The organism is Gordonia spumicola, from assembly GCF_009932475.1.
GTDB classification, from domain to species: domain Bacteria; phylum Actinomycetota; class Actinomycetes; order Mycobacteriales; family Mycobacteriaceae; genus Gordonia; species Gordonia spumicola.
Map to the genome: position 1 here is coordinate 753,143 of NZ_BJOV01000005.1, position 19,445 is coordinate 772,587.

Here is a 19,445-nt window from a genome sequence, read left to right on the forward strand (position 1 = left end):
CTGACCCGATGGCCCGTCTGCTGATCGTCCACCACACGCCGTCGCCGCACTGCCAGGCGATGTTCGAGTCGGTGATCGCCGGTGCGACCGACCCCGAGATCGACGGGGTCGACGTGGTTCGCCGTGCGGCGTTGTCGGTGTCGGCGAGCGACTTCCTCGACGCCGACGGGTACATCCTCGGGACTCCGGTGAACCTCGGCTACATCTCGGGCGCTCTCAAACACGCCTTCGATGTGGCGTACTACCAGATCCTCGACTCGACCCGAGGTCGGCCGTTCGGGTTGTACCTGCACGGCAACGAGGGCGCCGAGGGCGCGGTCACCGCGGTCGACCGGATCACCACGGGACTCGGCTGGGACAAGGCGCACGAGTACGTGATCGCGTCGAACAAGCCTGACAAGGTCGATCTGGACGCATGCTGGGAGCTGGGTGCGACCGTTGCGGCCCGCTTGATGGGCTAGGGGACCCTAGTTCTCTGAATCGCCTGCCCGGCGATGTCCGTTGGGCTACAGTCTCACCAAGCAAAATATTTAATGCAGACTATATGGAGGCTGACATGCTGACGTTCGACGGAAAAGTTGCGATCGTGACCGGTGCGGGGCGCGGACTGGGCGCCGCACACGCGGAGTTCCTCGCCGCTCGCGGCGCGAAGGTCGTCGTCAACGACCTCGGCGGTTCATCGCAGGGGACAGGCGCGAGCACGGCGCCCGCGGAGGAGGTCGTGGCCCGGATCGTCGCAGCGGGAGGGACCGCGGTCGCCGACTTCCATTCGGTCAGTGACGACCCCGAGGCCGTCGTCGCCACCGCGATCGAGGCGTTCGGCCGCCTCGACATCCTTGTCAACAACGCGGGCATCAATCAGGTCCACGCGTTCGACGACGCGCCGATGGACTCCATCCGCAAGCACATGGAGGTCCACTTCTTCGGGACCGCCGGAATGTGCGCGGCCGCGTGGCCGCACCTCGTGCGCAGCGGTGCCGGACGGATCGTGAACACGTCGTCCCCGACCCTGATCGGCTTCCCGAAGCAGACGCCGTACGTCGCAGCCAAGGGAGCGATCTTCGCGTTCACGCGGACGCTCGCGTTCGAGGCCGTCGACGTCGGGATCACGGTGAACGCGATCGCACCCACTGCGGCCACCCGCATGTCGGACGAGGCCGACCTGCCCGACGAGTTCAAGCAGTTCATGCGCGACAACCTGCCGACGTCGGCGATCAGCCCGGTCGTCGCCTACCTCGTCCACGAGTCGTGTGCGCTGAACGGCGAGGTCTTGCAGGCCCAAGGCGGAGAGGTGCAGCGACTCGTCCTCGGCTTCAACAAGGGGTTCGCGTCGGCCGACCTGACCCCCGAGGCGATCGCCGAGCACCTCGACGAGATCGTCGACCCCGCGACCCACGTGCCGTTCGCGCAGATTCACGAGCAGGATCTGAGCGCGGTGGGCAAGTAGACCGCTGCCGGGCGCTCGAGTCGAGATCTCCGGACTCGGGCGCCGCGGCAGTGGAGCGCGTCCGACATCAACCGCCCGGCGTGAACGTCACCGTGATGCTGCGCTGCCAGTTGCGCGAAGCGGGCTTCGTCGGGCCGAGGAACCGGTCGATGACCGGTGCGAAGACCTCGGAGCTCAACAGTGTGTCGATGTGACCGCCGTCGTGGACGTGGAGCGTCGCACGAGGCATGAGCGCGTTCATGATCCGGGCGTTGACCATCGGGATGATCGGGTCGTCCGTGCCCGCGATGATGAGTGTGCGCTGGCGGATCGTCGGCAGCGCGAACAACGACGTCCACACCGACCCGGCCATCAGCTGGTGGAGGTATCCCTTCTTCGATCCCGCATGGAGCTGGCGGATCAGGATCTGCGCGACGTCGTGACCGTCTGTGCGGACACGGCCGCCATACAGGTCGGCCGCGATCTCAGCACCGTATGAGGGGTCGCGAAACCGCTTGGGCGTCAGCATCTTCGACAACACTCGCGGACTGCCCGGCACCATGATCGCGCCGGTTCCGGTCGCGATGAGAATCAGCCTGCGGCACCGACGAGGGTTCTGGAACGCGAACTGCTGCGCCAAAGCGCCGCCCCAGCTGAGTCCGAGGATGTCGACCACGCCGATGTCGAGACGGTCGAGGACCCGCCCGAGAACCCAGGCGAGGTAGGGGAAGCCGTACGGCGCCGCGGACGCCGGGGACTCACCCGTCCCCGGGACGTCGAACCGGACGATCGGCCGGTCCGACTCGATGTGGTCGACGAGCGGGTCGAGGACTTCCAGGCTCGCCCCGATCCCGTTGCACATGACGAGCGGGATCCCGGTGCCGGGCCGGTATCGGACGCGGATGCGTTGTCCGCCCGCGGCGATGTACACATCGGCGACGGTGTCGTTCACATCGACGGTGTCGGTCATCGGTACAGCACCACGCATTCGGCGACGCATGCCGGCCGACTCCCACCGTCGAGTTCGACAGCGATCGTGTAGACGGCTTCGACGCCCGCACGCTTGGTCTCGGCGGAGGTCACGACCACAGTGCCGCGCAGACGTGACCCGACAGGCACGGGGGACGGGAACCGGACCTTGTTGAGTCCGTAGTTGAGCGCGGCCTCGACGTTCTGCACGTCGACGGCGCCCGCGATCATCTCGGGGAGCATCGACAACGTGAGGTAGCCGTGGGCGATCGTGCCGCCGAACGGGCCGTTCTTCGCACGCTCGACGTCGACATGGATCCACTGGTGATCGCCGGTCGCATCGGCGAACTGATTCACCCGATCCTGGTCGACGGTGATCCAGTCGGTGACGCCGAGCGTCTGGCCGACATGGTCTGCGATGGCGGCTGGGGATGAGATGACAGTGGGCATGATTCAGGACTCCAAGACGTAGGTGCCGGGTGCGGGGGCGAGCGGTTCGAAGCCTGCGGCTCCCAGCGCGCTCGGGGCGTTGACGCGGTCGCCGCTGCGTTCGGCGAGCCACTCGATGTGGTCGTTCCACCACGAGTCCGAGCGTTTCTCGGCGGTGGCGAGCCAGGTGTCGGGGTCGGCGTCGTGATCGACCTGTGCGATCCGGAACGACGCCTTCGGGTTGCCGGGCGGGTTGACGAGGGACGCGATGTGCCCGCTGCTGGAGAGGACAAAACGATTGTCCTTGCCGCCGAGGAGCGCGGCGCTGCGGTACGTCGCCTGCCACGGGCAGATGTGGTCGGCGATTCCACCGATGACGTACGAGTCGCATTCGACGGCGCCGAGGTCGACCGGGGTGCCGAGCATCGTCGCCTGACCGGCGGTCACCAGGTCGTTGCCGAGACCCATCATCACCATGTCCTTGTGCAGCGCGGCCGCCATCCGAGTGGTGTCGGCGTTCCAGAACAGGACGTCGAAGGCGGGCGGAGTCCGGCCCTGGATGTAGTTGTTCACCCAGTACCGCCAGACGAGGTCGGTGGGCCGCAGCCAGGCGAACATCTCGGCCATCGCGCGGCCGTCGAGGTAACCGACCCGTGACGACTGCGCGATGGCCGCCGCGGCCGCACGCTCGCTCGTCAACGACGCGGCGAAACCGGCCTGGCTCTGATCGAGGACGGTGACCCCGAGGGTGAGCGAACCGACCTTGTCGCCGTGTCCCGTCGCGGCGAGATGCGCCAGCACCATCGCGGCGAGGATTCCGCCGGAGCACGTGCCCGACAGGTTGGTCGTCTCGGCGCCGGTGATCACCTGCGTCGCGTCGATAGCGTCGATGATCGCCTGGCCGTACTCGTCGAAACCCCAGTCGCGGTGGCGGGCCTTCGGGTTGCGCCACGAGATCGCGAACACCTGCTGGCCGTTCGCGACGAAGTTCTCGATCATGCTGCGCTTGGGCGCGATGTCCATGATGTAGAACTTGTTGATCACCGGGGGGACCAGCAGCAGCGGCACCTCGTGCACGGTGGTGGTCGCGGGCGCGTAGTGGATGAGTTCGAACATCCGCGTGCGCAGGACCACGGAGCCCCTCGTCGTCGCGACTGTCTCGCCGACTGTGAACGCGTCGGAGTCGACCATCGACGGAACTCGGGGCTTCGACGCCATGTCGCGGACGAAGGCGTTGACGCCGCGATACGCCGACATTCCGCCGGTGTCGATCAGGGCCTTCCACCCCAGCGGGTTGATCAGGATGTTGTTGGTCGGGGCCAGCCCTTCGATCAGATTGTCGAGAGCGAACCTGACCTTCTCGGCGTCCTTCCAGTCGAGTTCGGCGGCGTCGTACAACTGCTCGGCGGTGTCCGACGCGGCGAGGTAGGCCTGCTCGATGCGGCGAAGCAGCGGATTCTGAGTCCAGGCCGGATCGCTGAAACGCTTGTCACCGCGGGCCGGTGCGCGGTTCGACCGGCCGAGCGCGATGTCGCCGAGTTCCTTGGCGAGGCCCGCACCCTTCTCCGCGACGACGACAGGCTGTTTGGCGAGCGATGCGCCGAATCGCGCGAGCGGACCACTCGGGGTCATCCGGCGGGCGAAGGACTTGGTCGAGTTGACGAGGAGCAGGTCGAGCGGTGCGGCGATCTCCCCCGCGGCAGCCTGGTTCTGAGCGATTGTCATGGCTCATGCCTCCTGGGTGGCGAGGGGCGCGACGATGTCGCGCTTCTGGATCTTGCCGGTCGCACCGGTGGGCAGGGCGTCGACGAACCACACGCGGCGGGGATACTTGTAGGCGGCGACTCGGTCTTTCACGAATGCCCGGACATCGTCTTCGGCGATCGTCGCACCGGGCTTGAGCTGGACCGCGGCGCCCACCTCTTCGCCGAGGGACGGGTGAGCGACGCCGATCACCGCAGCCGCGGCGACCGCGGGATGCTCGTACAGCACCTCTTCGATCTCGCGGGGGTAGATGTTGAGACCGCCGCGGATGATCATGTCCTTGGTGCGATCGACGATCCGGTAGTACCCGTCCGCGTCCTTGACGCCGACGTCGCCGGTCGAGAACCAGCCGTCGGCGTCGATCGCCTCGGCGGTCGCCTCGGGCAGATTCCAGTAGCCCTTCATCACGTTGTGGCCGCGGATCTGGATCTCGCCGGGGGTGTCGATGCCTGCGTCCGCGCCGTCTGCGTCGATCACCCGCATCTGGACGCCCTCGATCGGAGTGCCGATCGTGCCGGCCCGGCGCTCGCGGTCGGGATGGTTGAACGACGCTACGGGCGACGTCTCGGACAGGCCGTACCCCTCGAGGATCGCGGCGTCGAACGCGTTCTCGAAGTCGGTGATCACCTGACCGGGGAGGGCCGCTCCACCGGACACGCAGACGCGGAGCGAGTCCGTCGCGTCGTCGTCGGTGCGCGCGGCGACCAGTGCCGAGTACATCGTCGGGACGCCTTCGAAGACCGTCACTCGGTCGGTCGCGATGGTGTCGATCACCAGTCGAGGATCGAATCGAGGGACGAGTGTCAGTGTCGCGGCGGAGATGACCGACGCGTTGAGCCCGCAGGTCAGCCCGAAGACGTGGAACAGCGGCAGGCATCCCATGATGACGTCGTCGCTGGTCGCTCCGAGGAGCGTGCGAACAGTCACCTCGGCGTTCCGATGCAGGCCCGCATGGGTCAGCTCGGCGCCCTTGGGCTTCCCCGTCGTCCCCGACGTGTGGAGGATGACGGCGGTGTCGTCGCCCGTGCACTCGGCGGCCGTTGAACGGGGTTCGGCGGCGCCGATCGCGGCGCGCAGGTCGTCGTCGGCGACGATGCAGGAGGCGCCCGCGAGGTCGGCCCCGGTCCGGGCCTCGCCGCTGAAGGCAGGTGCGGTGAACAGCAGGCTCGCAGTGGTGTTCGACAGCAGATAGGCGATCTCGCGGGACTTGAGGAGCGGATTCATCGGCACGACGACAGCACCGGCGCGCAGGGCTCCGTAGAAGAGGATCGCGAACTCCGGCACGTTCGGGAGCATCAGGCCGACACGGTCGCCTGCCACCAGGCCGCGGTCGCCCAGGAGGGTCGCGACCCGAGCCGATGCGTCGTCGAACTCGGCGTAGGTGTACGTGACGTCACCGCACTTGAGGGCGATGCGTGACGGGTGCGCGGCGGCCGCGTCGAGGAGATTCTGGCTCAGGTTGACCATGTCGGAGTCGCTTTCGGGTCGGTCGTCTTCGGTCCCTCAAGCGTGGTCTGTCGCACCCTGTCTGGGCGATGGTGAGCAAGCCAACGTACCGATCCGTACGGTGTGCACACGCACAGTCAGGTGCGCTGTCGGTGCCGCACCGGAAGCCGTGCGTCGACCTCGAACGCCAGGCATAGTTCGGCGACCTCGCGCGGGGACGACGTCGACCGCCCGGTCAGTTCCTCGATCCGGCGCAGCCGATGTCGGACGGTGTTCCGGTGCACAAAGAGCGCTTCGGCCGTCGCGGTGACGTTCCCGTCGGCGCTCGCCCACGCACGGAACGTCTCGAAGAGTGGATCGCGGTCGTCGGGCGCCAGGTCGTAGAGCCGGCGCAGGACCTTCGCGGCGAGGTCTGCACTCACATCGGGCGTGCTCACGGCCGCGATGCCGAGGACGGACGCGTCGAAGACGGTGATGCCGGTGCCCGGACCGTCGACGGCCACCTGGGCGAAGCGAAGTGCGCGCGGCGTGTCGACAAGTTCGTCGTACGTCGAACTGACACCCACTCGTTCGTCGGTGTTGCGACCGATCACCTCCAGCAGGGTCTTCATCGAATCGCCGGTCGGAACGTGGATCACGCCGATCTGGCGTTCCGGTAGCAGCCGCCACGTCGAGTAGACCCCGCGTGCCCGGAGCTTGTTCTCGATGCCGGCGAGCGGATGTCGGCCGACCGTGGACGTCGCCGCGGCGGCGACGACGTAGGGGCCCCGGGCGGGTAGCCGGACCTGAGCGGCGACCTGCTGCAGCGTTGTTCCCGGGGTCGCACGCCCGTCGAGGAGCTGCTCGGTGAGCAGAGCGCGTTCGGCGGCGTCGTCGATGATCCGCTCGGTCGTCGCGTCGTGATGCGCTTCGCTCATGGCGGTGGTGAACCTGTCGTGTCCGGTCCAGATACGTTCGGTCGCTTCCAGGATGGCGCGGTGCGAGTAGTCGCCGCGGCTCTCGACGACTGTCCGGAACTCCCGCCACACCTGCTGGAATCCGATGCGGTAGGCGTGCATGAGCGGAACGAGTGGCACACCGAGTTCGGCTCGGCCGCGACCCGTCCGCCGTGCGGTCTCCGTGTCGAAATCGGAGCCGTCGGTGATCGCCGATACGACCTGCTCAAAGTTGGCATGGACGACGTCGCGCGTCCATTCCTTGGACACCACCGACGCGGTGTTGTAGTAGGGGATGTCGCGGTGGATCGCATCGGTGACCCGTTCGGTCAACGGGTCGAGTTGCTGTGCCAAGGCTTCGCCGATCCGGGTCAGTTCGGCGGCGAAACGGGCAGGGTCGGCTGGTGTCACGGTTCGAGTCTGTCGTGTTCGGAGCTCACCGTGGCCGATTTCGCCCCGAGCGATGACGGGCCGCCCGACATCGCCCGACCGACCCGTCGATCATCGACCTCGTCGACTCGCACACCGTTCGTTCGAGTAGGTGATCGCCGCCTGGGTACACTCGGCCGAGTGAGCACGCCGATCCCCACCCCGTACGAGGACCTGCTGAAACTGGTCCTGGAGACGGGGACGCCGAAGTCCGATCGCACCGGCACCGGGACGCGGAGTGTGTTCGGGCATCAGATGCGGTGGGACCTGTCGGAGGGCTTCCCCCTGATCACCACGAAGAAGGTCCACCTCAAGTCGATCGTTTACGAACTCCTGTGGTTCCTTCGCGGCGATTCGAACGTCACCTGGCTGCGGGACCGCGGCGTCACGATCTGGGACGAGTGGGCCGACGCGGACGGCGAACTCGGCCCGATCTACGGCGTCCAGTGGCGCAACTGGCCGACGCCGTCCGGCGAGCATGTCGATCAGATCCAGGTCGCACTCGACACGCTGGCGTCCAATCCCGACTCGCGACGCAACATCGTCTCGGCGTGGAACGTCGGGGAGATCCCGCAGATGGCGTTGCCGCCGTGCCACGCGTTCTTCCAGTTCTACGTCGCCGACGGTCGACTGTCGTGCCAGCTGTATCAGCGCAGTGCCGACCTGTTCCTCGGCGTCCCGTTCAACATCGCGTCGTACGCCCTGCTCACTCACATGATGGCGCAGCAGGCGGGCCTGGAGGTCGGCGACTTCGTGTGGACCGGCGGCGACTGCCACATCTACGACAATCACGTCGAGCAGGTGACCGAACAGCTCTCGCGGGAGCCGTTCGCGTATCCGACGCTCGACCTGCGCAAGGCGGCGTCGATCTTCGAGTACGAGTTCGACGACATCGCTATCGTCGACTACACGTCGCATCCGGCGATCAAGGCCCCGGTGGCAGTCTGACGTGGTCGGCATCCGCAAGCGGGAACGCCCCGCACCGAACTATCGCACCGGCCCGATCACCGGCGCGTTCCGCTGGGTCGGTCCGGGCGTCACGGCGATCGTGTCGATCGTCCTGCTGGTCACCTATCCGTCGTTGCCCGAACGGGTCCCGACACACTTCAGCGGCGCGATGAACGCCGACTCGTACGGCCCGCGCTGGTCGGTGCTCGTGTTCGTGGCGATCTTCTCGGTTCTCGGCGGGGCGCTCGCGTTGCTCGCGCGTAGGCCGCAACTGTTCAACTTCCCCGTCAGCGTGACCGAGGACAACGCGCAGACGCTGTATCGCGAGGGCGAGACGATGCTCGTCTTCGTCGGAGTCGGGGTGTCTCTGCTGTACGCGGGCATCGGTCTCGCCCAGCACGAGATCGGCGGTGGCGTCGTCCTCGCGTCGGGCTTCACGATCATGATGGGTGCGGTGCTCATCGGATTGATCCGCATGATCCGTGTGCCGTCGGGAAGGCCGTGATCTGAGATGGCGATCGCACTCGTCTGGGCGCAGGATCGCGTCGGAGCCATCGGCCGGGCGAACACCATTCCGTGGCGCGTGCCCGAGGACATGGCGCGCTTCAAGGAACTCACCGGCGACGGCGCCGTCGTCATGGGCCGCAAGACGTGGGAGTCGCTGCCGGAGAAGTTCCGCCCGCTGCCCGGCAGGCGGAATGTCGTGATCACGCGTAGCGCGTCGTACGACGCTCCGGGGGCCGAGGTGGTCGCCGGACTCGACGCCGCACTCGACCTCGTCGGCGGTGTCGCGACGGTGATGGGCGGCGGCGAGATCTACGCGGCCGCGATGACACATGCGACGGAACTGCGGATCACCGAGATCGACCTTCTCGTCGAGGGGGCCGACGCGTTCGCGCCGGAGATCGATCCGGCCGTGTGGGAGGCGTCGTCGACGGGCGACTGGCTGTACTCGCGCACCGGCACCCTGTACCGCTTCGTGGACTACCGGCGTCGATCCTTCCCGTGACGAGCCATTTCATCCTGGGCGCCGCACGGTCCGGAAAGAGCCGACACGCCGCCGAACTCGCTGCCGCGTCGGGCGCCGATGTCGTGGTGATCGCGACCGCCGTCGCGGGCGACGACGAGACGGCGGCGCGCATCGCACGGCACCGGGCCGATCGTCCCGCCCACTGGACGACGGTCGACGAACCGTATTCGGTGGCGGCAGCCGTCGCCGCCCATGCGGCGGACGGCACGACGGTGATCGTCGACTGTCTCACCATGTGGCTGGCGAACCTCCACTACGGCGCCGGTCGGCCGGAGCAGCCGCACTCGGCGATCGACGAACTGATCGCAGTCCTCGACGGCGTAGCGGGCCGGGTCCTGGTGATCTCGAACGAGATCGGTGCGGGCGTGGTGCCGGCCGACCCGGCGTCGCGCGCCTTCGTCGACGATCTGGGACGCCTCAATCAACGGGTCGCTGGCGTCTGCGACAAGGTCACCGTGGTCGCGGCTGGCCTGCCACTCGTGCTGAAGGACGTGCGGTGACCGCCGACCTGTCGGCGTCTCAGGCGAGGCGGATCGCTCTCGCCGCCCAGGGGTTCGCCGGTCCAATGCCGGCCGGAACGCCGACGAGGAGCCACCTCAAACGGGTCGTCGGACGCACCCGGTTCCTCCAGATGGATTCGGTGAACATCCTCGCGCGTGCCCACTACATGCCGATGTTCAGTCGAGTCGGGCCGTACGACGAGGGGCTCCTCGACAAGGCCGCATGGAGTGACACGTCGCGGGCGCCGCGCCTGTTCGCCGAGTACTGGGCGCACGAGGCGGCGCTGATCCCGCTCGACGACTGGCCGCTGATGCGATGGCGGATGGACGACTTCCGCGACGGGCGATACCGATACACGCGCGATGTGCTCGCCCGCAGCAGGGATCTCGTCGGGGATGTGCGGGACGTGATCGTCGGACGCGGCGCGTCGACGCCGCGGCAGATCGAGGACGCGCTCGGCATCGAACGCGCCACCGCCGGAGCGGGCAGCTGGTGGGACCGCGGCGATGTGAAGCACGTGTGCGAGGCGCTGTTCGCCTCGGGCGAGTTGTCGGCGACACGCAACGGGAACTTCGTCCGGCATTACGATCTCGCCGAACGGATCGTCGGAGCGGAGCGTCGCGACCGCGTGGTCGCGAGGCACGACGCGCACCGCGAACTGGTCGCGAACGCCGCGGCCGCGCACGGAGTCGCGACCGTCGCGGACCTCGCCGACTACTACCGCATGACGACGGCGCAGGTCAGGGCGGTTCTTCCCGACTTGATCGACGACGGCGTCGTCACATCGGTGACTGTCGACGGGTGGCGTGACGGAGCGTACCTGCATCGTGAGGCGAGAACGCCGAGGTCGATCCGACGCAGCACACTGCTGTCGCCGTTCGACCCCGTCATCTTCTTCCGCCCGCGGACCGAGCGGTTGTTCGACTTCCACTACCGCATCGAGATCTACGTCCCCGAACACAAGCGCGTCCACGGCTACTACGTGCTTCCGTACCTGGTAGGCGACCGCGTCGTCGGCCGCGTCGACCTGAAGGCGGACCGCTCCGCAGGCGTCCTGCAGGTGCTGTCGGCACATGTCGAACCGGGCGTCGACAAGGATGAGATCGCGCAGTCCCTCGCCGTCGACCTGCGGACGATGGCGTGCTGGCGCGGGCTCGACGACGTGAACGTCCACCCGCGCGGCGAGTTGGCACCCGCCCTAAGCTGTTCTCTATGAACACGTTCCAGCGCGTCGCCAAGGGCGTCAACACCGTCATGCGGCCACTGATGAAGGCCCCGGTCGTCGGCCCGATGCTCGGCAAGTCGATGACCACCGTCACCTACACGGGCCGTCGGAGCGGCCGGACGATCTCGCTGCCCGTCGCGTTCAAACGGCAGGGCGACGACACGGTGATCATCGGTGTCGCCGCACCGTCACAGAAGACGTGGTGGCGGAACTTCCAGCCCGGCCCCGAGCCGATCACCGTCGAACTCGACGGCGTCGCCCGCACCGGCGCCGGTGTCGCGAAGGTCGGCGAGAAGGGCACCGCCGTCATCGTCACGCTCGACGCGCCGTCATCCTGATGGCTCGCAGCCTGCCGCTCGACGGTGTCCGGGTCCTCGAACTCGGCAACTACATCGCCGCTCCCACCGCCGGACGGATGCTCGCCGACTTCGGAGCCGAAGTGATCAAGGTGGAGCGGGAGACCGGCGACGAACTCCGCAACTGGCGGCTGTACGACGGCGACACGTCGATGCTGTTCCGGACCATCAATCGGAACAAGAAGTCGATCGTCCTGGACTTGCGCACCGAGTCCGGACGCGACGACGTCCGGGCCCTCGCCGCACACTGCGATGTGGTGCTCGAGAACTTCCGGCCCGGGACCATCGAGAAGTGGGGCATCGGGCCCGAGGTGCTCAGTGCGGCGAATCCCGATCTGATCTTCGTGCGGATCTCCGCGTTCGGCCAGACCGGTCCGTACGCGGAGCGACCGGGTTTCGCGGCCGTCGCCGAGGCGTACGGCGGTTTCCGCGAACTCGTCGGCGACCCCGATCGCCCGCCGGTGCGAGTCGGTGTGTCGATCGGCGATTCGATCGCCGGTCTCTACGGCGCGTTCGGCGCGGTGATGGCGCTGTACGAGCGCCTGCGTCGCCGCGACGAGTCCGACGAGCCGCTGCCACTGGCGGAGCGGATCGTCGACGTCGCGCTCAACGAGGCGATCTTCTCGATGATGGAGTCGCTGGTCCCCGATCTCGGTGCGTACGGCGTCACCCGGGAGCGGACCGGTGGTCGGATGGAGGGCATCGCGCCGTCGAACGGCTACACCTGCGGCGACGGACTGTCGGTAGTGATCTCCGGCAACGCCGACGCGATCTTCGGCCGCTACATGCGGGCGATCGGCAGACCCGACCTCGCCGACGATCCCGACCTGTCGACCAACGACGGTCGGTGGCGTCGACGCGACGAGGTCGACGACGCGATCGGTGCCTGGACTGCGACCCTGGCCCGTGCCGAGGTGCTGGCCGTGCTCGACGAGGCCGGTGTGCCGGCGGGCCCGATCTACACCGCGGCCGACATCGTCGCCGATGAGCAGTACCGTGCCCGAAACATGGTGCAGCACTTCGACGTCGACGCCGGTGGCGACTCTCCGCGGTCGGTCGGCTTCCCCGGCATCGTGCCGGTCCTCGGCGAGAAGTCGTTGCCGATCCGCAGCGTCGGACCGGACCTCGGAGAGCACACCGAGGAGATCCGGCGACGGTTCCTCCGATGATCGGTCGATCCACGGCCCTCCGCCGACGCATTGCCGTCGGAGGTGGATGAGTAGCCCGATCTTCGGGTCAGTCGGCCGGTTGAATGGGTGACCGCGGGGAATCCGGCCGTCCGGCGGTAAGGTTCGCCACATGCCCATCACTCCCGTTCCGGACAGTCGTGTCCGGTGAGTGACGCCGACAGTCCCGAGATCGCGTCCAACGGCGACCGAACGCGCGACGGCCTGAAGTCGCTCGTGCCGTTCGCGGCGATCGTCGGTCTGCTCGCCGCGTCCGCAGTGTTCGCGGCCTACAGTCTGATGTCGGCGGACACCGGAGCCGACTCGTCCTTCGCACCGCTCCGGATTCCGCTCGCCGTCGCCGTGATGACGGCCGCATCGGTCGGCTGCTTCGGGGCATGGGTCGCCTGGCGGGGTGCGACCCCGGAGTCTGGACGATTCGTGCGGACGGCCGCGCTCTCGGCGTTGGCGGCGTTGGTCCTGGGCGCAGCGTCGTATGGGATGTTCGCCACCGACACGTTCACCGGGTTCAGTCACACGCGTGCCGTGAATGCCGTCGCCGCGGCGATCATCGCCCTCGGTGCGCTCGCAATGGCAGGCGAACAGCTCACGGATCGTCCGACGCGCGCACCGACGTGGGTGACGGCCGTCGCCGGACTTGTTGTCCTCGCCGTCGTCGGAGCAGCAGTCGCGGTCGGGCGGCCACCGGCGTCACCGGACGGACAGACGGAGATCAGCGTCGACATCGGCGACCTCACGCCCTGGCCGAGCGTCGACCCGCCGAAGCGGATCTCGACGTCGTACACACGGGTCGCGACCTCGGAGAAGCACCGTCGGGGAGACGACGACTACGTCACTCGCTACCAACTCGGACACGGGTATCTCACCGATCGATTCGAGATGGTCAACGCCGCGACCGGCACGGTTCGGTGGCGGATCGACACGCCCACCGACCGACCGGTGCGGGTGGTCGTCGTCGACGGTGCCGGGCTGGCCGTCGTCATCGACGCCGATCGCCCAGGAGGCCGACGAGCCACCGCGATCGACGCCGAGACGGGTGCCGTCCGATGGACGTCGGACCAGCAACTGACGACTTGGCAGACGGGAGGCGTCGCGGAGGTGCGACTCCTCGACGAGGGAGTGCTCACCGGCGTCAGCGACGACGCACATACCCTCACCGCGTTCTCACCGAAGAACGGGCAGCCGACATGGTCGCACCGAGTCGAAGGCGACTGCGTGATCAGACATGTCGACACCCGTCCGCGACTGGCAGCAGTGGTCTCATGCCCTGGATTGCCGAACCGCATGCGTTTCCTCGACGCCGACGCCGGTCGGATGACGTCGCAACGAGACTACGACCGCGGCGACTTCTCGTCGATGAGACTGCTGGAGATCGCCGATCGATTCGACCGCACCGAACCGTCGGCGCGGACGGCCGGGGTGACCGACCTGGCGTCCGGCAGACGCACGCTCACATTCGCCCCCGACGAGAGACTCGATTCCTGCACCGCAGCGGCCGACTGCCTGATGGTGGCGCGCCGGTACCCCGACGTCGACCGTGCGTCGCGCATCGTGTCCCTGACGGGTGCGCGACCCGATGTGCGCGTCGCACAGGAGGCTCCGACGGGTCTGCCGATGTGGCTGGACGACCAGGTGGTGTGGGTCATCGAACCGGAGCAGTCGACCGCGCATCGGTGCGGCCTGACGATCGTCGACCGCCGGACGGGTCACGGGTCGTGGGTTCCCGACGTGTGCGGTGACCTGTTTGTCGTCGACGGTGCGGTGATCGTCGCCACGGACGCGGAGCTGTACCGATTCGAAGGAGCAGACCGATGATGCGGGGCAGTCGACGGCTGGCCGATGCGGCACCCGGAGTGTGGGCCGCGGGCTGCGCGGCAGCAGTGTGCGGGGTGATCCTCGCACTCGCGGCGATCATCGGCGCCGGACCGACATCCGCCGTCGACGGCACGGACACCACATTGCGCGTCGTGGCGATCGTGTCGCTGGCGGTGATCGCCGTATGCACGGGAGTCACCTGGTGGATCGACCACGGTGCGCGCGGCGGGCATGACAATGATCGGATCGCCCTGCGACGATGCGACACCGTCGCCGTGGCTGCGCTGGCCGCAGCATGGCTCGGTGCGGGTGTGCTGACGATAGTGGCCTTCCGGATCGGTTCGCGGCGAGATCTGCTCGTCCTCGTGGACGAGAATGCGGCGACCGTGTGCGCCCTCGCCGGTGCCGGATGCGCGCTCGCGCTGCTCGGGTGCCTGAGCCGCGCGGCTCGGCGGGCGGGCGACGGCGATTCGTGTGTCGACACCCGACGACGTCGACGGGCATTGGCGATGGGGGTGGCGGGAACGACAGCTGCGATCGTCGTGTTCGTGATGATCCCCGCGCTGTCCGACGCGTCGCGTGTCGTCCGAGGGCCGGACACCGTCGACGCCGTCGATGTGCCCGCGATGCCTACGAGCATGGGTGCCGCCGTATTCCGGTCGTCGTTGACCAGCCGTCTCGACAGCGCGGTTCTGCCTGCGGGGGCGGGCTACGTGGTCCGCGACGGACATACCCTCACCGCGTTCGACGGCCGTGACGGCTCGGTCCGGTGGCGGTTCGACGCATCGGCATTGGGAGAGGACGTCGGAGTGCGTACTGTCGACGGCCCCGACGGGGAGGTCCTCGTGGTCGCGGGCGACCGGTTACTGGTCGGCCTCGACGCGATGACCGGGCGGCTGCTGTGGAGGTCATCGGACACGACCAAGACCACGACCGACGAGTCGACCACGTTCCGAGACCTCCGCACCGGACGCGTCGAACGGACCGTCGAGCACCAATCGTGCCTGTCGCGCGACTGGAGCGTGAGATTCATCGTGTGGACGTCGTGTGATGTGGGCACCACGGTGACCGTCGCCGACTGGGCGACCGGATCGGAACGGCGGGTCGACCTGCCCGCGATCGGCGCCGATGAACAGAGCGGCAGCGTTATTTTGATCGGCCACGACATGTTCGCGATCCCGTTCGCGCGGATGTCGGACGACGAGCATCGACCGACGGGGCAGCGCCGGTACGTCCTCGTCGACGCGGTCCGCGCCGTGGTTGTCGACGACTTCACGACGTCGTCCGATCCAACGGAGATCAATGCGGCCGGCGTGCTGGTCATGCACGGATCCGACGACACGGTGGAGTTCCGCGACACGCTGTCCAAGCGCACCATCCGTGTGGCCGACGTGCCCGGCGGTGACCGTTGGGCGGGGACCTGGATCGGAACGACGTATGCGGTCGGCTCGAGCGACGGTGAGATCCGGATCATCGACCCGGCGACTCGAACCGTCACAGCGCGGAACGACGTCTGCACCCCCGGACAATTTCGCACGGGTGCCGTCACCGCCATCACCGTGGCGCCGGGTGCGGTCGTCGTCGAGTGCAAGGTGGAGTACATGCCGTTCGACATCGAGTTGGTCGGTCTGACCACGGAGGTGGCCTGAGATGTCGACCGCGGAACTCGAGCGGGTGGCCGTCGACGAACCGGAGTCTTTCGACCTCTGGTCGATGCCGTTCCTCGGCATCGGAGCGATCGTCGGGTCGATCTACCTCGCGGCCAGGTCGCTGACGGTGTCGCCGATCACTCGCGACGGCGGATTCTCCGCGGTGCAGGGCCAGGTGGCCTGGACGATCATCGTGGCGGGGGTGATCGCGGTCGCCGCCACGGGGTCGGTCGTGGTGAGACGCGACGTCCGGGGCGTGACGCTGGCAGTGCGTGCGATGGTCGGAGTCTGCTGGATCGCGGTCTTCGCGGTCGCATGCGGGTCCGGGATGTTCCTCGGCGACCGCTACCACGGACCGAACCATTCGGCTGCGATGAGTGCGACCTGGTTCTCGCTGGTGGGCATGCTGGTCGCCATGATGCTCCGGCGTGCGCCGAGGGATCGTTCGCGTCTCGCACCGGTGCGTGAGTCGGCGAAGTCCGCGGTTGTCGCGGTGCTGATTCCGCTGATCGTCGCCGTCGCGATCACCCAACCCTGGAAATCCGATCCGATCGACGACGCCGACACCCGTGGTGATCTTGTCGTCGAACTCGCCGATACGCATCCGTGGACGGACAGCCCGCCGCCGCGCAGGGTGACGCTCGCTCCGACGCGGATCACGAGCGACGTCAAGCCGTCGAGCTGGTCCCGACACGACGAGCCGGTCGGCGGTGGGTTCGTCACCTCGAACCTCGAAATGGTCAACGCCGACACCGGAACCGTGCGGTGGCGGATCGACGGAGACTCGCTCGACTACCGCTCGTCGACGTTCGTCGACAGCGTCCATTCGCTGGTCGTCATCAGCCAGCCGCATCGAACCGGCGGACCGACGACAACGGCGATCGACGCGGAGACCGGCACCGTCCGGTGGACGCAGCCAGTCGCGCTCACCACCTGGGAACACGGCTACCAACAGGGGAAGACACTGATCGGGACGGGCGTTCTCGCGACGATCACTCCGGACGCCCGAATCATGCGGGCGTTGTCTCCCACGGACGGCACCCCGACGTGGGACTACCGGGTCGGCTCGGAGTGCGCGATCGTGCACGTCGAGTCCAGACCCATGCTGTCGGTCATGGTCGGCTGTGCCGGGCGGGGCGTCGTCGAGCACATCCTCGACCCGGACACCGGACGACTCGTCGCCGGTCCGCTGAGCGTCGACACGCAGGATTCGGCGTCACGCGCCCTCGCGCCGGTCGGCGACAGGTTCCGTGCGACCGCCGCCACGACCGGCCGAGCCTTCAACTATGCAAGCGGCGTGATCGACACCCGGACGGGTCGGACGGTGGCCCGCCGGTCGGGGGCGGACGGTTCGGGCATGCCACTGACCTGTGATGCGACCGCCGACTGCCTCATGCGGACGACAGGGGGCCGCGGCGAACTCGTCTCACTGACCGGTGCACACCCGCCGATCGCGGTGAATGCGTCGACGGTGAACGCCGAGCGCGCGATCTGGCTCGCCGATCAGATCCTATGGGTCGACGACGTCAAGACGGGCCGGCTTGTTGTCGTCGACCGGACGTCGGGAGCGGTGACGACGACGCCGGTGCCCGCCGGCTCACTGGCGGTCGTGCCGGGAGCTGTCCTCCTCCGGGAAGGGACGACGCTGCTTCGATTCGAGGGGAAGGCATGATCGACGATGTGTCGGCGGCGAGCGCCGCGCGGGGAGTAGGTGTCGTCACCGGTGTCGCGACCATAGTCACCGGTGTGTGGGCGATCGTCGGGAGAGCGGCCGTCGAGACCGCGTCGGGCGCCGACGTCCTGGTCCTCACGATATCGGTCGCATCGATCATCGTCGCGGGTGTCGCCGCGACCGTGCTCTTGGTTCCGGGCCGCGCGGTGCGCGACTGGATGCGCGCAGGGCTCGGCGCGCTGCTCGTCGTCGGCGTGCTCGCCTACGGGTTCGCGACGACCTCGCTGGTCGCGCGCCGACCGGGATCGACATATGTCGACGAGACGTCGTCGACGGTGTTCGCCGCCGCGACGGGTGCGTGCGCGCTCGTGACCGTGGGAGCGGCGTACGTCGCGCTCGGCAGGGACTCCCGCGGTCGCCGTGCCACACTCCGGTGGGCGATCCCCGCAGCGCTCCTTACCGCGATCATCGTGACGACGTCGCTGACGATGGCGGTCGGGGCGTCGCGCGACCGGATCATCGACGGTCCGGTCGTCGGCGACAGCGTTGCGAGCCCGGACGACCCGACATCGATCGACCGAGTCGCCTTCCGGATCCGCTCGGTCAAACCGCAGGTCTGGTGGTCGACGGCGGGGCTCGTGCTCGTCGACGCCGATGTCGTAACCGCCTACCACGGGGCCACCGGACGAGTCCTCTGGACGTACGAGAAGCCGGATGTCCTCGACGGCGAGGTCCGGGTGATCAACGACAGCGCCACGTCGACGGTGGTCCTCGCGGGCAGCGTGGTGTCGATGGGCTTGGACGCCGTGACCGGGCGAGTCCTGTGGCGGTCGGCACGCTCGCTGTTCGGAGGATCGGACTGGGACTCCGGAAAGCGGGTGGTCGTCGACGACGAACCGGGTGGCGCGGCGCGCGTGCGATTCGGCGATCCGCGGACCGGTCGAACGGCCTTCGATGAGACGATGTCGTGCATGCCCGCGTACGCATCGCAGGCGCACGACCTCGTCCTGTCGTCGTGTGACGATCGTCGGGCTGTTCGTGTCATCGACATGGAGACGGGACGGCAACGGGACGTCCGACTGAGCGGGACGCTCGACGACTCGTCGTGGGCGAGCGCGCTCGGCAACGGGTTCGTCGCGGTCGGGACGGGCAGGGACGCGCCCTACTCGGTGTCCGTCGTCGACACTCGGACGGCGACCGAGGTCGACCACTTCACCTCTGACCTCGTGCCGATCTCGGCGTCACCTTCGGGCATCCTGGTCATGGACCAGCCGCAGGAACGCATGCGCGGCGACGGCCGGGACGTGAGGATCAGGGATGTCCGCGCTCACCGCTCCTCGCTGATCGGACTCGGCTCACTGAGGGCACGCAGCCACGAGTGGTTCGGCGACACGCTCCTCGTGGCGAGCGGCTCCGACGGGTTCGCGGTCGTCGATCCTCACACCCGTGCCGTCACCCGGCACGCCGATGTCTGCACCCCCGACCAGTACTCGAGCGCTCGGACGTCGGACCTCTACGCGGTTCCGGGGGCGATGCTGGTGTTCTGCTCGAACGAGGGCTACCTCCCATACACGATGGAGATCGTCGGCCTGAACTGATCGGTGGTCGGTCGGTTGGATGAGCGCAATGCGGGATGTGCGCGGTTCGTCGATATCGTCGTCCAC

The 19,445-nt window shown here is 68.1% G+C and carries 18 protein-coding genes; 13 read left to right on the forward strand and 5 right to left on the reverse strand.

Annotated elements, in window-relative coordinates:
* The first annotated feature begins 8 nt into the window (after positions 1-8).
* Positions 9-461 carry a flavodoxin family protein gene (locus tag GYB83_RS14785; RefSeq protein ID WP_161896196.1) on the forward strand — a complete coding sequence of 151 codons (453 nt, stop codon included), beginning with the start codon at positions 9-11 and terminating at the stop codon, positions 459-461.
* Between the two features lie 95 nt (positions 462-556).
* Positions 557-1,447 (forward strand): SDR family NAD(P)-dependent oxidoreductase, encoded by an 891-nt coding sequence (locus tag GYB83_RS14790; RefSeq protein WP_161896197.1) that lies wholly within the window; start codon positions 557-559, stop codon positions 1,445-1,447.
* A gap of 67 nt (positions 1,448-1,514) precedes the next feature.
* Here the strand turns inward: GYB83_RS14790 and phaZ are convergent, their stop codons facing one another.
* The 5 genes from phaZ to GYB83_RS14815 form a co-directional block, all read right to left on the reverse strand.
* Positions 1,515-2,396, reverse strand: a complete 882-nt coding sequence (gene phaZ, locus GYB83_RS14795; protein WP_228461492.1) for a poly(3-hydroxyalkanoate) depolymerase — start codon at positions 2,394-2,396, stop codon at positions 1,515-1,517.
* Entirely contained in the window at positions 2,393-2,845 is a 453-nt protein-coding gene (locus tag GYB83_RS14800) for a MaoC family dehydratase (RefSeq protein WP_161896199.1), read from the reverse strand. Before GYB83_RS14800 ends, phaZ begins: the two co-directional genes overlap by 4 nt.
* A 3-nt stretch (positions 2,846-2,848) precedes the next feature.
* A complete protein-coding gene (locus GYB83_RS14805; protein WP_161896200.1) occupies positions 2,849-4,549 on the reverse strand; it encodes a PHA/PHB synthase family protein in 1,701 nt (566 codons plus the stop codon).
* 3 nt (positions 4,550-4,552) lie between these two features.
* Positions 4,553-6,055 (reverse strand): long-chain-fatty-acid--CoA ligase, encoded by a 1,503-nt coding sequence (locus GYB83_RS14810; RefSeq protein WP_161896201.1) that lies wholly within the window; start codon positions 6,053-6,055, stop codon positions 4,553-4,555.
* A gap of 116 nt (positions 6,056-6,171) precedes the next feature.
* Positions 6,172-7,380, reverse strand: coding sequence for a PucR family transcriptional regulator (locus GYB83_RS14815; protein WP_161896202.1), 1,209 nt, complete (start codon positions 7,378-7,380; stop codon positions 6,172-6,174).
* 159 nt (positions 7,381-7,539) lie between these two features.
* Here GYB83_RS14815 and GYB83_RS14820 point away from each other — a divergent pair, with 159 nt between their 5' ends.
* The 11 genes from GYB83_RS14820 (at position 7,540) to GYB83_RS14870 (ending at position 19,379) form a co-directional block, all read left to right on the forward strand.
* Positions 7,540-8,346 (forward strand): thymidylate synthase, encoded by an 807-nt coding sequence (locus tag GYB83_RS14820; protein ID WP_161896203.1) that lies wholly within the window; start codon positions 7,540-7,542, stop codon positions 8,344-8,346.
* 1 nt (position 8,347) lies between these two features.
* Positions 8,348-8,851 carry a DUF1648 domain-containing protein gene (locus GYB83_RS14825; protein ID WP_161896204.1) on the forward strand — a complete coding sequence of 168 codons (504 nt, stop codon included), beginning with the start codon at positions 8,348-8,350 and terminating at the stop codon, positions 8,849-8,851.
* Between the two features lie 6 nt (positions 8,852-8,857).
* Positions 8,858-9,355, forward strand: a complete 498-nt coding sequence (locus GYB83_RS14830; RefSeq protein WP_161896205.1) for a dihydrofolate reductase — start codon at positions 8,858-8,860, stop codon at positions 9,353-9,355.
* Complete coding sequence (cobU, locus tag GYB83_RS14835) at positions 9,352-9,876, forward strand: bifunctional adenosylcobinamide kinase/adenosylcobinamide-phosphate guanylyltransferase (RefSeq protein WP_161896206.1); 525 nt, start codon at positions 9,352-9,354, stop codon at positions 9,874-9,876. Before GYB83_RS14830 ends, cobU begins: the two co-directional genes overlap by 4 nt.
* On the forward strand, positions 9,873-11,093 hold the full coding sequence (locus tag GYB83_RS14840) for a winged helix-turn-helix domain-containing protein (RefSeq protein ID WP_161896207.1): 1,221 nt from the start codon (positions 9,873-9,875) through the stop codon (positions 11,091-11,093). Before cobU ends, GYB83_RS14840 begins: the two co-directional genes overlap by 4 nt.
* Positions 11,090-11,440 carry a nitroreductase/quinone reductase family protein gene (locus GYB83_RS14845; protein ID WP_161896208.1) on the forward strand — a complete coding sequence of 117 codons (351 nt, stop codon included), beginning with the start codon at positions 11,090-11,092 and terminating at the stop codon, positions 11,438-11,440. Before GYB83_RS14840 ends, GYB83_RS14845 begins: the two co-directional genes overlap by 4 nt.
* On the forward strand, positions 11,440-12,627 hold the full coding sequence (locus GYB83_RS14850; RefSeq protein ID WP_161896209.1) for a CaiB/BaiF CoA transferase family protein: 1,188 nt from the start codon (positions 11,440-11,442) through the stop codon (positions 12,625-12,627). Before GYB83_RS14845 ends, GYB83_RS14850 begins: the two co-directional genes overlap by 1 nt.
* A gap of 165 nt (positions 12,628-12,792) precedes the next feature.
* Positions 12,793-14,460: an outer membrane protein assembly factor BamB family protein gene (locus GYB83_RS14855; protein ID WP_161896210.1), complete on the forward strand. Its 1,668-nt coding sequence runs from the start codon at positions 12,793-12,795 to the stop codon at positions 14,458-14,460.
* Entirely contained in the window at positions 14,457-16,109 is a 1,653-nt protein-coding gene (locus GYB83_RS14860; protein ID WP_161896211.1) for an outer membrane protein assembly factor BamB family protein, read from the forward strand. The genes GYB83_RS14855 and GYB83_RS14860 overlap by 4 nt, the downstream gene beginning before the upstream one ends.
* 1 nt (position 16,110) lies before the next feature.
* Complete coding sequence (locus tag GYB83_RS14865) at positions 16,111-17,781, forward strand: outer membrane protein assembly factor BamB family protein (protein WP_161896212.1); 1,671 nt, start codon at positions 16,111-16,113, stop codon at positions 17,779-17,781.
* Positions 17,778-19,379 carry a hypothetical protein gene (locus GYB83_RS14870; RefSeq protein WP_161896213.1) on the forward strand — a complete coding sequence of 534 codons (1,602 nt, stop codon included), beginning with the start codon at positions 17,778-17,780 and terminating at the stop codon, positions 19,377-19,379. The genes GYB83_RS14865 and GYB83_RS14870 overlap by 4 nt, the downstream gene beginning before the upstream one ends.
* The last annotated feature ends 66 nt before the right edge of the window (positions 19,380-19,445 follow it).

Bases quoted from the DNA above. Each gene is read 5' to 3' on its own strand.
- phaZ (WP_228461492.1), bottom strand. From the start codon at position 2,396: ATGACCGACACCGTCGATGTGAACGACACCGTCGCCGATGTGTACATC.
- GYB83_RS14810 (WP_161896201.1), bottom strand. From the start codon at position 6,055: ATGGTCAACCTGAGCCAGAATCTCCTCGACGCGGCCGCCGCGCACCCG.
- GYB83_RS14830 (WP_161896205.1), top strand. From the start codon at position 8,858: ATGGCGATCGCACTCGTCTGGGCGCAGGATCGCGTCGGAGCCATCGGC.
- GYB83_RS14845 (WP_161896208.1), top strand. From the start codon at position 11,090: ATGAACACGTTCCAGCGCGTCGCCAAGGGCGTCAACACCGTCATGCGG.
- GYB83_RS14785 (WP_161896196.1), top strand. From the start codon at position 9: ATGGCCCGTCTGCTGATCGTCCACCACACGCCGTCGCCGCACTGCCAG.
- GYB83_RS14800 (WP_161896199.1), bottom strand. From the start codon at position 2,845: ATGCCCACTGTCATCTCATCCCCAGCCGCCATCGCAGACCATGTCGGC.
- GYB83_RS14850 (WP_161896209.1), top strand. From the start codon at position 11,440: ATGGCTCGCAGCCTGCCGCTCGACGGTGTCCGGGTCCTCGAACTCGGC.
- GYB83_RS14790 (WP_161896197.1), top strand. From the start codon at position 557: ATGCTGACGTTCGACGGAAAAGTTGCGATCGTGACCGGTGCGGGGCGC.
- GYB83_RS14860 (WP_161896211.1), top strand. From the start codon at position 14,457: ATGATGCGGGGCAGTCGACGGCTGGCCGATGCGGCACCCGGAGTGTGG.
- GYB83_RS14805 (WP_161896200.1), bottom strand. From the start codon at position 4,549: ATGACAATCGCTCAGAACCAGGCTGCCGCGGGGGAGATCGCCGCACCG.
- GYB83_RS14865 (WP_161896212.1), top strand. From the start codon at position 16,111: ATGTCGACCGCGGAACTCGAGCGGGTGGCCGTCGACGAACCGGAGTCT.
- GYB83_RS14870 (WP_161896213.1), top strand. From the start codon at position 17,778: ATGATCGACGATGTGTCGGCGGCGAGCGCCGCGCGGGGAGTAGGTGTC.